Annotated in this window: 9 protein-coding genes; 5 read left to right on the top strand and 4 right to left on the bottom strand. The window is 72.3% G+C overall.

Going from position 1 to position 12,357, the window contains the following annotated elements:
- Positions 1 to 2: 2 nt before the first annotated feature.
- From ACZ6TD_RS29940 to ACZ6TD_RS29930, 3 genes are all read right to left on the bottom strand, one after another.
- On the bottom strand, positions 3 to 896 hold the full coding sequence (locus ACZ6TD_RS29940; RefSeq protein ID WP_471343143.1) for an acyl-CoA thioesterase: 894 nt from the start codon (positions 894 to 896) through the stop codon (positions 3 to 5).
- A 59-nt stretch (positions 897 to 955) separates the two neighbouring features.
- Positions 956 to 2,113: an acyl-CoA dehydrogenase family protein gene (locus ACZ6TD_RS29935; RefSeq protein ID WP_471343142.1), complete on the bottom strand. Its 1,158-nt coding sequence runs from the start codon at positions 2,111 to 2,113 to the stop codon at positions 956 to 958.
- A 130-nt stretch (positions 2,114 to 2,243) separates the two neighbouring features.
- Entirely contained in the window at positions 2,244 to 2,924 is a 681-nt protein-coding gene (locus ACZ6TD_RS29930; RefSeq protein ID WP_471343140.1) for an SACE_7040 family transcriptional regulator, read from the bottom strand.
- A 103-nt stretch (positions 2,925 to 3,027) separates the two neighbouring features.
- On the opposite strand from ACZ6TD_RS29930, the gene ACZ6TD_RS29925 reads away from it, so the two are divergent.
- Genes ACZ6TD_RS29925 through ACZ6TD_RS29910 form a run of 4 tightly spaced genes read left to right on the top strand, consistent with a single transcriptional unit; the run spans position 3,028 to position 8,965 of the window.
- On the top strand, positions 3,028 to 4,680 hold the full coding sequence (locus tag ACZ6TD_RS29925; RefSeq protein WP_471343139.1) for a carboxyl transferase domain-containing protein: 1,653 nt from the start codon (positions 3,028 to 3,030) through the stop codon (positions 4,678 to 4,680).
- 50 nt (positions 4,681 to 4,730) lie between these two features.
- Complete coding sequence (locus ACZ6TD_RS29920; RefSeq protein ID WP_471358152.1) at positions 4,731 to 6,863, top strand: acetyl/propionyl/methylcrotonyl-CoA carboxylase subunit alpha; 2,133 nt, start codon at positions 4,731 to 4,733, stop codon at positions 6,861 to 6,863.
- Positions 6,863 to 7,795, top strand: a complete 933-nt coding sequence (locus tag ACZ6TD_RS29915) for a hydroxymethylglutaryl-CoA lyase (RefSeq protein WP_471343137.1) — start codon at positions 6,863 to 6,865, stop codon at positions 7,793 to 7,795. The genes ACZ6TD_RS29920 and ACZ6TD_RS29915 overlap by 1 nt, the downstream gene beginning before the upstream one ends.
- Positions 7,796 to 7,798: 3 nt before the next feature.
- Positions 7,799 to 8,965: an acyl-CoA dehydrogenase family protein gene (locus ACZ6TD_RS29910; RefSeq protein WP_471343135.1), complete on the top strand. Its 1,167-nt coding sequence runs from the start codon at positions 7,799 to 7,801 to the stop codon at positions 8,963 to 8,965.
- Between the two features lie 642 nt (positions 8,966 to 9,607).
- Here the strand turns inward: ACZ6TD_RS29910 and ACZ6TD_RS29905 are convergent.
- Positions 9,608 to 11,263, bottom strand: a complete 1,656-nt coding sequence (locus ACZ6TD_RS29905; RefSeq protein ID WP_471343134.1) for a beta-N-acetylhexosaminidase — start codon at positions 11,261 to 11,263, stop codon at positions 9,608 to 9,610.
- 103 nt (positions 11,264 to 11,366) lie between these two features.
- Between ACZ6TD_RS29905 and ACZ6TD_RS29900 the strand changes: the two genes are divergently transcribed.
- Positions 11,367 to 12,278, top strand: a complete 912-nt coding sequence (locus ACZ6TD_RS29900; protein ID WP_471343133.1) for a DUF4429 domain-containing protein — start codon at positions 11,367 to 11,369, stop codon at positions 12,276 to 12,278.
- The last annotated feature ends 79 nt before the right edge of the window (positions 12,279 to 12,357 follow it).

Raw genomic sequence — 12,357 nt, 5'->3', positions numbered from 1 at the left:
GTTCACTTCTTCTCGCGCGGCACCCGCATGACCCCCTCCTGGATCACGGAGACGGCCAGCCGCCCGTCGGCGGTGAAGATACGGCCCTTGGCGAGCCCGCGTCCGCCGGACGCGGAGGGGCTCTCCTGGTCGTACAGCAGCCAGTCGTCCACCCGGAACGGCCGGTGGAACCACATGGCGTGATCCAGGCTGGCCCCGACGATGTCGCCGACCGCCCAGCCGCCGCGCCCATGGGCGAGCAGCACGGAGTCCAGCAGCGTCATGTCGGAGACATAGGTCGCCAGGCAGACGTGGACCAGGGGGTGGTCGGCGGCGCCGTCCAGTTTGCCGTCGGTCCGGAACCAAACCTGCGACTTGGGCTCGCGCGGCCGTCCGACACTGCCGAAGGGTGGCTCGTCCACGTACCGCACATCGACCGCGGCCCGCGCCTGGAGCATCCGCTCGGTCACCCCGGGGCCGAGGAAGAGGTGCTCATAGCGGGGCAGCAGCTCCTCGGCGGTGGGCAGGGAGAGCGGGTCGGGGACGTCCGGCATCCGCTCCTGGTGCTCGAGGCCGTCCTCGTACAGCTGGAAGGAGGCCGAGAGGTGGAAGATCGGCTGTCCGTGCTGGACGGCGACCACCCGGCGGGTGGTGAAGGAGTGGCCGTCCCGGATCCGGTCGACCGTGTAGACGATGGGCGCCCCGGGGTCACCGGGCCGCAGGAAGTACGCGTGCAGCGAATGCGCCGAGCGGTCCGCGGGCACGGTGCGGCCCGCGGCGACCAGCGCCTGGGCGGCGACCTGACCGCCGAAGACCCGCGGTACGAGGGGTGCGGCGTCGCTGGTGCCGCGGAAGATGTCCTCCTCGATCTGCTCGAGGTCGAGCAGATCGAGCAGGCCCTGAAGTGCGTCATTCATGATTCAAGCAGTCTTGCAGACCCGTATTGCGCTCCTGTTGCCGCTGGTCATGACGGTCGTCACAGACCCATGGACTTGGCGACGATGGACCGCATGACCTCGCTGGTGCCGCCGTAGATCCGGTTGACGCGGGTGTCCGCGTACAGCCGGGCGATGGGGTACTCCATCATGTAGCCGTAGCCGCCGTGGAGCTGCAGGCACCTGTCGATCACGACGGCGGCGCGCTCGGTGGTGAAGAGCTTGGCGGAGGCGGCGTCGGCGGCGGTCAGCTCACCGGCGTCGTGCGCGTCCAGGGCCCGGTCCACGACCGCCTGCATCGCGTCCACCTCGGACTTGCAGTCGGCGAGCACGAACTTGGTGTTCTGGAACGACGCCACCGGCTGGCCGAAGACCGTACGGTCCCGGACGTACTCGGTGGCGAACCGTACGGCGGCCGCGGCCTGTGCGTACGCCCCGACGGCGATCCCCAGGCGCTCCTGCGGCAGATTGTGGGCGAGGTAGCCGAACGCCTTGCCCTCCTCGCCCAGCAGGTCCTCCACCGGCACCTTGACGTCGGTGAAGGAGAGCTCGGCGGTGTCGGAGGTCTTCAGGCCCAGCTTCTCCAGCTTGCGGCCGACCGCGTAGCCCTCGCTCTTGGTGTCCACCACGAGGATGGATATGCCGCCGCGGCGGTCCTCGGGGGTGGGCGGGGCGGTGCGCGCGCAGACCAGCACCCGGTCGGCCAGGACGCCGCCGGTGATGAAGGTCTTGGCGCCGTTGAGGACGTAGTGGGTGCCGTCCTCGGAGAGCTTGGCGGTGGTCTTCATGCCCGCCAGGTCGGAGCCGGTGCCGGGCTCGGTCATGGCGATGGCGGTCATCATGTCGCCGGTGACGAAGGAGGGCAGCCAGCGCCGCTTCTGCTCCTGATTGGCGTACTTGAGCAGGTACGGCAGGCACAGCGCGGTGTGGACACTGCTGCCACCGAAGCTGACCCCGGCGCGGGCGGTCTCCTCGGTGATGACGGCGTTGAACTTGAAGCTGGTCTCGCCGGCCCCGCCGTACTCCTCGGGCACCTCGATGCCGAAGACACCGAGCTCACCGAGCTTCTTGTAGAACTCGCGCGGGGCCTGGCCGGCCTCCCGCCACTCGTCGTAGTACGGCACGACCTCGGCCGCGATGAAGTCGCGGATGGTCTCCCGGAACGCCTCGTGGTCCTCGTTGAACACCGTGCGGCGCATATTGGCGTGGCCCTCCTCGCGGCTAAGCCGCCGCCGCTCTCGCGGATCCGCCCGGCCGCCGTCGTGATTCCTCGATGATGTTCTTGGCAACGCTCACCTAAGCGCTTGCTCAGTGAAAGCTACCCGCGAGTTAGCCGGCCTGTCCAGCCTCTATGGGGCTCGCTTCGCCCCCGGCTACCGCCGGGAGGTGCCCCCGCCGGCCCGCGCCATCCACACCATGGGCGCCCGCGAAGGCGCCCAAGGCCAGGCGGTGCAGCAGGGCGGCGGTCGCCGCGCGCGCCGGGAGGGCTCCGGGGCGGCCGAGGTGGGGCGTGGAGTTGAGCAGTCCGAAGACGGCGTGGACACACGCGCGGGCCTCGGCCTCGGCGAGCCGGGGGTAGACCTTCCGCACCACCTCGACCCACAGCTCCACGTACTGCCGCTGGAGGGAGCGCACCAGCTTGCGGTCGGTGTCCCGGAGCCGGTCGAGCTCGCGGTCGTGGAGGATGATCAGCGGGCGGTCGTCGAGGGCGAAGTCGATATGCCCCTCGATCAGCGAGTCCAGCACCTCCGCGGGGGCGAGCCCGGCGCCCTCCCCCTCCGCGGCCCGCCGCTTGCCGCCCGTCAGCAGCCGGCCGCTGATCCCGACGAGCAGCTCGGCCAGCATCGCCTCCTTGCCGGGGAAGTGGCGGTAGAGACCGGGGCCGCTGATGCCGACCGCGGCGCCTATCTCGTCGACGCCGACGCCGTGGAAGCCGCGCTCGGCGAAGAGGCGGGCGGCCTCCTTGAGGATCTGCTCACGGCGGCTCGGGGCGGGTGCTCGCGTGCTCATGGATCCAATTCTAGACAGCGGGGTTAGTGGTCGTTAACCTGGTGGGGAGTAGTTAACGTTCACTAACGGTACCGAGCGGGACCGAGCGAGGGGGCTCGTAGCCATGGAGCAGGCACCGGCGCTGCGCAGCGGCGCCGACCCGGGGTCCGATGCCTGGAAGGCCAATGAGGCCGGGCACCGCGAGCTGGCCGCACGGCTGCGCGAGAAGCTGGCCGTGGCGCGGCTGGGCGGCGGGGAGAAGGCGCGGGCGCGGCACACCGCGCGCGGCAAGCTGCTGCCGCGCGACCGGGTGGACACGCTGCTGGATCCGGGCTCCCCGTTCCTGGAGCTGGCACCGCTCGCGGCCGAGGGGATGTACGAGGGCCAGGCCCCGGCGGCGGGGGTGATCGCCGGGATCGGGCGGGTGTCGGGCCGCGAGGTGGTCGTGGTCGCCAATGACGCCACCGTCAAGGGCGGCACGTACTACCCGATGACGGTGAAGAAGCATCTGCGCGCCCAGGAGGTCGCGCTGGAGAACCACCTGCCGTGCGTCTATCTGGTCGACTCCGGCGGTGCCTTCCTCCCCATGCAGGACGAGGTCTTCCCGGACCGCGACCACTTCGGGCGGATCTTCTACAACCAGGCGCGGCTGTCCGGCTCCGGGATTCCGCAGGTCGCGGCCGTGATGGGGTCCTGCACCGCGGGCGGGGCGTATGTCCCGGCGATGAGCGACGAGGCCGTGATCGTGCGCGGGCAGGGCACGATCTTCCTGGGCGGGCCGCCGCTGGTGAAGGCGGCCACCGGTGAGGTGGTCTCGGCGGAGGAGCTGGGCGGCGGCGAGGTCCACTCCCGGGTCTCGGGCGTGACCGACCACCTGGCCGAGGACGACCCCCACGCGCTGCGGATCGTCCGCTCCATCGTCGCCACCCTGCCGCCGTCCCCGATGCGGCAGGGGTCGCCGCCGTGGCCGCTGGAGCCCTCCGAGGAGCCCGCGGTGGACCCGGCGGGGCTCTACGGGGCGGTCCCGGTCGACTCGCGCACGCCGTACGACGTGCGGGAGGTCATCGCGCGGGTGGTGGACGGCTCGCGGTTCGCCGAGTTCAAGGCCGAGTTCGGCACCACGCTGGTCACGGGCTTCGCCCGGATCATGGGCCACCCGGTGGGCATCGTCGCCAACAACGGCATCCTGTTCTCCGAATCGGCCCAGAAGGGCGCCCATTTCATCGAGCTGTGCGACCAGCGCGGCATCCCCCTGGTCTTCCTGCAGAACATCTCGGGGTTCATGGTGGGCCGCAGCTATGAGGCGGGCGGAATCGCCAAGCACGGCGCCAAGATGGTCACCGCCGTGGCCTGCACCCGCGTCCCCAAGCTCACGGTCGTCATCGGCGGTTCCTACGGGGCGGGCAACTACTCGATGTGCGGCCGGGCCTATTCGCCGCGCTTCCTGTGGATGTGGCCCAACGCCAAGATCTCGGTGATGGGCGGTGAGCAGGCCGCCTCGGTGCTCGCCACCGTCAAGCGGGACCAGATGGAGGCGCGCGGGGAGGAGTGGAGCGCCGAGGAAGAGGAGGCGTTCCGGGCCCCGGTCCGCGAGCAGTACGAGGCGCAGGGAAACGCCTATTACGCCACCGCCCGGCTGTGGGACGACGGTGTGATCGACCCCCTGGAGACCCGCACGGTGCTCGGCCTCGCCCTTACGGCCTGCGCCAACGCACCGCTGCCCGGCCGTACGGCCACCGAGCCCGCGGCGCCCGGCTACGGCGTCTTCCGGATGTGAGGGGGATGCACCCGATGAGTGCCACGAAGGCGACCGGCCCGTCGCCCGCGATGTTCGACACCGTCCTGGTGGCCAACCGCGGCGAGATCGCCGTGCGCGTCATCCGCACCCTGCGGCGGCTCGGGGTGCGCTCGGTCGCCGTCTACAGCGACGCCGACGCGGACGCCCGCCATGTGCGCGAGGCGGACACGGCGGTGCGGATCGGCCCCGCGCCCGCCGCGGAGAGCTATCTGTCCATCGAGCGGCTGCTGGAGGCCGCGGCGCGCACCGGCGCCCAGGCCGTCCACCCCGGCTACGGCTTCCTCGCGGAGAACGGGGCGTTCGCCCGCGCCTGCGCCGACGCCGGGCTCGCCTTCATCGGGCCGCCCGCCGGGGCCATCGAGCTGATGGGCGACAAGATCCGCGCCAAGGAGACCGTGCGCGCGGCCGGGGTGCCGGTGGTGCCGGGCTCCTCGGGCAGCGGGCTGACGGACGAGCAGCTCACCGCCGCCGCCCGGGAGATCGGGATGCCGGTGCTGCTGAAGCCCTCGGCGGGCGGCGGCGGCAAGGGCATGCGGCTGGTCCGCGACGAGGCGCTGCTCGGCGACGAGATCGCGGCCGCCCGGCGGGAGGCGCGCGGCGCCTTCGGCGATGACACGCTGCTGGTGGAGCGCTGGATCGACCGGCCCCGGCACATCGAGATCCAGGTGCTGGCGGACGGTCAGGGGCATGTGGTCCACCTCGGGGAGCGCGAGTGCTCGCTGCAGCGCCGCCACCAAAAGATCATCGAGGAGGCGCCCAGCCCGCTGCTGGACGAGGCCACCCGGGCGCGGATGGGCGAGGCCGCGGTGGCGGCGGCCCGGTCGTGCGGCTATGTGGGCGCGGGCACGGTCGAGTTCATCGTGCCGGGCGACGATCCGTCGGCGTACTGCTTCATGGAGATGAACACCCGGCTCCAGGTGGAACATCCGGTGACCGAGCTGACGGTGTCGGTCGGCGGGCGGCCCGGTCTGGACCTGGTGGAGTGGCAGCTGCGCGTCGCCGCGGGCGAGCCGCTGCCGTTCGGACAGGACGGGATCGCCTTCGCGGGCCATGCGGTGGAGGCCCGTATCTGCGCCGAGACCGCCCGCGCGGCGGCCGACGGCCGGGTGGACTTCCTGCCCTCGGCCGGCACCGTGCTGGCGCTGGACGAGCCGGAGGGCGAGGGGGTGCGGGTCGACTCCGGGCTGAGCCAGGGCACCGAGGTCGGCACGGTCTACGACCCGATGCTCGCCAAGGTCATCACCCACGGCCCCGACCGCCCCACCGCCCTGCGCCGGCTGCGGGCCGCGCTCGGCTCCCTGACCGTCCTCGGCGTGGACACCAACACGGGCTTTCTGCGCCGTCTGGCCGCCCACCCCGCGGTCGCCTCGGGCGAGCTCGACACGGGCCTGGTCGACCGTGCCGCGGCTCGACTGATCCCGGCGGCCATACCGGAGGAGGTCTACGCGACGGCGGCCCTGCTGCGCCAGGTGGCGCTGGAGCCCGTCGCTCCGCGTGGCGGCTCCGCCGCTCCGGCGAGCGTGGCCACCGGGGGCTGGGTCGACCCGTTCTCCGTCCCCACCGGCTGGCGCCTGGGCGGCGACCCCGCCTGGACGGTCCACCGCCTCCGCGTAGCGGGCCATCCCCCGGTGACGGTCCGCGTGCGCGGCCGCGCCCATGACGCGGAGCTCCGCATCGAGCACCCCGACGACGCCGCCACCCCCGCCACCGGCACCAACCCGGGTGCCGCCATACGGGCACGGCTCGTCGCCCTCGACGAGGGCACCGTGCTGCTGGACCTCGGCGGGGTCACCCACCGCTTCCGGCATGCCGCGCACGGTGCGAGCCACTGGCTGGGGCGGGACGGGGACGCCTGGCGCGTGGTCGGGCACGACCCCGTGGAGGAGGCGCTGCGCGGCGGGGCCGCCGCAGCGCACGCCGGGGAGCTGACCGCGCCCATGCCCGGCACCGTCACCGTCGTGAAGGCGGCCGTCGGCGACGAGGTCACCGCCGGTCAGGGCCTGCTGGTGGTCGAGGCGATGAAGATGGAGCACCTCATCTCCGCCCCGCACGACGGCACCGTCACCGAGCTCGAGGTGACCCCCGGCAGCACGGTCGCCATGGATCAGCTGCTGGCGGTCGTCACCCCGCACGAGCCGCACCAGAGCGAGGAGCGTGAGTGATGACCCTCCCCATGACCGTCCCCGCCCCCGGGCTGCCCACCCGGGTCCGGATCCACGAGGTGGGCCCCCGGGACGGGCTGCAGAACGAGAAGGCGCTGGTCCCGGCGGCCATCAAGGCCGAGTTCATCCACCGGCTCGCCGAGGCCGGCCTCACCACCATCGAGGCCACCAGCTTCGTCCACCCCAAGTGGGTGCCCCAACTGGCCGACGCCGAGGAGCTGATGCCGCTCATCGACGACGTGGACGCCCGGCTCCCCGTGCTCGTGCCCAATGAGCGCGGGCTGGACCGCGCCCTGGCGCTGGGCGCGCGCGAGATCGCCGTCTTCGCCAGCGCCACGGAGTCCTTCGCCAAGGCCAACCTCAATCGCACGGTGGACGGCGCGCTGGAGATGTTCGAGCCGGTCGTCACCAAGGCCAAGGACGCGGGCGCGGCCGTGCGCGGCTATCTGTCCATGTGCTTCGGCGACCCGTGGGAGGGCCCGGTCCCGATCTCCCAGACCGTCTCGGTCAGCCGCCGCCTGATGGACATGGGATGCGACGAGATCAGCCTCGGCGACACCATCGGCGTGGCCACCCCGGGCCATGTTCGGGAGCTGCTGGACACGCTCAACGAGGCGGGCGTCACCGATGACCGGCTGGCCGTGCACTTCCACGACACCTACGGCCAGGCGCTCGCCAACACCCTCGCCGCGCTCGAGCACGGCGTGACCACCGTCGACGCCTCCGCCGGCGGCCTCGGCGGCTGCCCGTACGCCAAGAGCGCCACCGGCAATCTCGCCACCGAAGACCTCGTGTGGATGCTCGACGGCCTCGGCATCGAGACCGGGGTCGACATCGGCCGTCTCACCGCCACCAGCGTGTGGATGGCCCGGCACCTGGGCCGCCCCAGCCCGTCCCGCGCCGTCCGCGCCCTCTCCCAGAAGGAGATCTGAGCCATGCCGATCGACCACCGACTCAGCCCCGAACACGAGGAACTGCGCCGCACCGTCGAGGCGTTCGCGCATGATGTGGTCGCCCCCAAGATCGGGGAGTACTGGGAGCACCATGAGTTCCCGTACGAGATCGTCCGCGAGATGGGCCGGATGGGCCTGTTCGGCCTGCCCTTCCCGGAGGAGTACGGCGGTATGGGCGGGGACTACTTCGCGCTCTGCCTCGCCCTGGAGGAGCTGGCCCGGGTGGACTCCTCGGTGGCGATCACCCTGGAGGCGGGGGTCTCGCTCGGCGCGATGCCGATCTTCCTCTACGGCACGGAGGAGCAGAAGCGCACCTGGCTGCCGGGGCTCTGCTCCGGGGAGACCCTGGGCGCGTTCGGCCTGACCGAGCCCGGCGGCGGCTCGGACGCGGGCGCCACCCGCACCACGGCCCGGCTGGACGAGGCCACGGGCGAGTGGGTGATCAACGGCACCAAGTGCTTCATCACCAACTCCGGTACGGACATCACCGCACTGGTCACCGTCACCGCCGTCACCGGCCGCAAGGAGGACGGCCGTCCCAAGATCTCCTCGATCATCGTGCCGTCCGGCACCCCCGGCTTCAGCGTGGCCGCCCCCTACTCCAAGGTGGGGTGGAACGCCTCGGACACCCGCGAGCTGTCCTTCGCCGACTGCCGGGTCCCGGCCGCCAACCTGCTGGGCGCGGAGGGCCGGGGCTACGCCCAGTTCCTGCGGATACTGGACGAGGGCCGGATCGCGATCTCCGCCCTGGCCACCGGGCTCGCCCAGGGCTGTGTGGACGAGTCGGTGGCGTACGCCAGGACCCGCGAGGCGTTCGGCCGTCCCATCGGCGCCAACCAGGCGATCCAGTTCAAGCTGGCCGACATGGAGATGCGCGCCCATATGGCCCGGGTGGCGTGGCGCGACGCGGCGTCCCGGCTGGTGCTCGGCGAGCCGTTCAAGAAGGAGGCGTCGATCGCGAAGCTCTACTCCTCCGAGGTCGCGGTGGACAACGCCCGCGAGGCCACCCAGATCCACGGTGGCTACGGCTTCATGAACGAGTATCCGGTGGCCCGGATGTGGCGGGACTCCAAGATCCTGGAGATCGGCGAGGGCACCAGCGAGGTCCAGCGCACGCTGATCGCCCGAGAGCTGGGCTTCGCGAGCTGAGCACCAATGGGCCCGCCCCTCCCCGTTACCAGGGGCTTCGCCCCTGGTAACGGGCTCTGGGGCGAAGCCCCTGGAAACGGCGTCCGGGCAGCGCCCCCGGTAACGGGGTCACGGGCGGAGCCCCCGGCCCCCCGCCAACGGGGTCCGGGCAGAGCCCCCGGCAACGAGGCCCGGGGCGAAGCCCCCGGTAACGGGGCCCGGGGCAGAACCCCCGGTAACGGGGTCATGGGCGGAGCCCCCGGAAACGAGGTCCGGAGCAGAGCCCCCGGCCCCCCGGCAACGGGGCCCCGGGGCAGAGCCCCGGTAACGGGGCCCGGAGCAGAGCCCCCCGGTAACGGGGCCCGGGGCGGAGCCCCCCCCCGGCAACGAGGCCCGGGCGAAGCCCCCGGAAACGAGACCCGGGGCAGAACCCCCGGCAACGGGGCCCGGGGCAGAACCCCCGGCAACGGGGCCCGGGCGGAGCCCCCGGAAACGAGATCCGGAGCAGAACCCCCGGCCCCCCGGCAACGGGGCCCGGGGCGGAGCCCCTGGGCCCCGGGGTCTGGGGCGGAGCCCCAGTCTCGGGAAGGGGCGGGGAGGGGAGCAGCCCGCCGCAGGCGTCGGGCCCCGGGGCGGAGCCCCGGGCCTCGGCCGAGCGGGGCCTCAGCTCGTGGGCCAGGGGATCTGCGGAGAGTGGTAGTACGCGATGCGCATCGCGTCCCAGCGGGGCCCCTGTGCCGCCACCCGCATCCGGTAGTCGCTCCAGTCGTGCGTGCTCGCGGGCGACCAGCCGAGCTCGGCGATGCCGGGGAGGCGGGGGAAGGCCATGTACTCGATCTGCGGGCTGGTCTGGAGGGTCTCCGACCACAGCGGCGCCTCGACACCGAGCACCGAGGACTCCGGGGCGTCCTTGATGTACGTGCCCGGGTCCCAGTCGTAGGACTGCTTCGCCTCGACATACCCCGCCCAGTCGAGCCCCAGGGGCGTATCGGCGTCGTACTTCATGTCCAGATAGGCGCGGTTGGCCGGGGAGAGGATCAGCCGGGTGCCCGCCTTGGCCGCGTCCGCGACCTCCTTCTCGCTCCCGTCCGTCCCCCAGTACTGGGCGATCGCGCCCTTCGCGGGGTGCGCACCGGTCAGCTGGTGCCAGCCGACCACCGTCTTGCCGTACTTGGCGACCACCGGCTGCACCCGGTCCATGAACTTCACATAGTCCTCATGGCTGGTGGAGTGGGCCTCGTCGCCGCCGATGTGGAGATAGCGGCCGGGGGTGAGCGCGGCCAGCTCGCGGATGACGTCGTCCACGAAGTCGTACGTCACCTCCTTCGGCACGCACAGCGAGCTGAAACCGACCTCGGTGCCGGTGTAGAGCGGCGGGGCGACACCGTCGCAGTTGAGCTCCGCGTAGGAGGCGAGCGCCGCGTTGGTGTGGCCCGGCATGTCGATCTCGGGGACGACGGTCAGCTCACGGCTGGCCGCGTAGCGCACGATCTCGCGGTAGTCGTCCTTGGTGTAGTAGCCGCCGGGCCCGCCCCCGACCTGGGTGGAGCCGCCGTGCCTGGCCAGCTTCGGCCAGGAGTCGATCGCGATCCGCCACCCCTGGTCGTCCGAGAGATGCAGATGCAGCTTGTTGATCTTGTAGAGGGCCAGTTGGTCGATATAGCGCTTGACCTGGTCCACACCGAAGAAGTGCCGGGAGACATCGAGCATCGCGCCCCGCCAGGCGTAGCGCGGCACATCGGTGATGGTGCCGCCGGAGACCCGCCAGGGGCCCGGCTGCCGGGTGGTGCGCTCGATGGACGCGGGCAGTAGCTGCCGCAGCGTCTGGACGCCGTGGAACAGCCCGGCGGAGCCGCGTGCGGTGAGGGTGATCGCGCGGCCGGTGACCTGGAGCCGGTACCCCTCCTCGCCCAGCGTCCGCACCCCGGCCGCCTTGGGCGTCAGCCGCAGCCGGATGCCGTCGTCGCCCGATCGCGTGGTGACGGGCAGCGAAAAGCCGGTGGAGGGGCGCAGCACCTTCGCCAGGTAGTCGCCCACCCGACGCGCCGGGCGCGCCGAGCCGTCGGAGCCGGACACCCGGATGCGGGCGTCCGGGCGGATCGCGTACGAGCCCGCCGCGGGCCGTACGGACGCGGGCGCGGGCACGACCCGGTCCAGCGGGGTCGGGGCGGCCGCGGCGCCGCCCGAATCGGAAGCGGAGGACGAGCGAGAGGACCAGGGGGAAGCCGGAGAAGCGGAGGCGGAGGAGGCCGCGGTCCCCGCCCCGGCCACCACGGTCAGCAGCAGGGAACACAGAAGTCGAGCACGGCGTCGTCTCACAGGGGATCCCTTCAACGAAACGTGGCATCTTGGGTACCGCGAGGGCCAGTTGCGGTCAAGGTGTAGACCAATGTGTCGCTGTGTGCCTGTCAGAATTCACCGCATGGCGGAAATCACCCAGCGCGATGGCGCCTGGAGCTTTGACGGGGAAGCGATCCGGATCGTCCCGGGGCGGGACCGCGGCGTGCACGCCGTACGGCAGGCGCTCGGCGAACTGACCGTCCCCCTGGTGGCCTTGGCCGGGGTGGCCTACGAACCGGGGCGGAAGTCGGGCCGGCTGCGGCTGCGCCTGCGCGAGGGGGCGGACCCGCTGCTCCAGGCCACCGGCGGCAAGTTGCCGGACGCCGCCGATCCGTATCAGCTCTCGGTGGAGCCGGAGCGCAGGGACCTCGCCGAGTATCTGGTCGACGAGGTCCGCCAGGCCCTGACCCTGGAGCAGGTGCCGCCCGGCCCCTGCGACCGCTATGTGCTGCCCGGCCCCTCGGTGCCGATCTCGGCGGCGGCGGGCGACGCCACGGCCTCCTTCGACGGGGAGCGGGTCCGGCTGGACTGGAACTGGAAGACCGAGGAGTCGAAGAAGTCGGGCGGCCCCCGCACGATCCTCCTGCCCGACCTGGAGATGGTGGAGTGGGTCCCGGCCGCCGGGCTGGAGAACGGCTACCTCCGCTTCATCACGGCGAAGGCCACGGCGACGGCCGCGCCCAAGTACGACCCGCATGCCGTGGTGCTGTACGGGTTCAAGAAGGATCCGCTGATGGCGCTGGTCGCGGCGGCCGTCATGGCGCGGATGCCGCATCCGGGCGCCCCGGCGAAGGCGCTCCCCGCCCAGCCGCCCGCCCCCGAGCCGGTGCCCGCGGACGCCCCGCCCGCCGGGGGCGACGAGGGTGAGGTGGATCACGACGTCCTGCTGCGACGGCTGCGCGAACTCGGCGATCTTCACCAGAGCGGAATCCTCACCGAGGAGGAGTTCACCACCGCCAAACGGGCCGTGCTCCGCCGCTTCTCCGACGCCTGAGGGACGGTTTCCCCCGCTGAGCAGCGAGACCGAGGACCGGTTTCCTCGCGACCGAGGGCCGGATTTTCCGTCACCGAGA

This window comes from Streptomyces yongxingensis, from assembly GCF_055597465.1.
This window is presented reverse-complemented; position numbering and strand designations above follow the sequence as displayed.

Coding starts and splice junctions, on each gene's coding strand:
- ACZ6TD_RS29925 (WP_471343139.1), top strand. CDS start 3,028: ATGGAGCAGGCACCGGCGCTGCGCAGCGGCGCCGACCCGGGGTCCGAT.
- ACZ6TD_RS29915 (WP_471343137.1), top strand. CDS start 6,863: ATGACCCTCCCCATGACCGTCCCCGCCCCCGGGCTGCCCACCCGGGTC.
- ACZ6TD_RS29940 (WP_471343143.1), bottom strand. CDS start 896: ATGAATGACGCACTTCAGGGCCTGCTCGATCTGCTCGACCTCGAGCAG.
- ACZ6TD_RS29920 (WP_471358152.1), top strand. CDS start 4,731: ATGTTCGACACCGTCCTGGTGGCCAACCGCGGCGAGATCGCCGTGCGC.
- ACZ6TD_RS29935 (WP_471343142.1), bottom strand. CDS start 2,113: ATGCGCCGCACGGTGTTCAACGAGGACCACGAGGCGTTCCGGGAGACC.
- ACZ6TD_RS29930 (WP_471343140.1), bottom strand. CDS start 2,924: ATGAGCACGCGAGCACCCGCCCCGAGCCGCCGTGAGCAGATCCTCAAG.
- ACZ6TD_RS29910 (WP_471343135.1), top strand. CDS start 7,799: ATGCCGATCGACCACCGACTCAGCCCCGAACACGAGGAACTGCGCCGC.
- ACZ6TD_RS29900 (WP_471343133.1), top strand. CDS start 11,367: ATGGCGGAAATCACCCAGCGCGATGGCGCCTGGAGCTTTGACGGGGAA.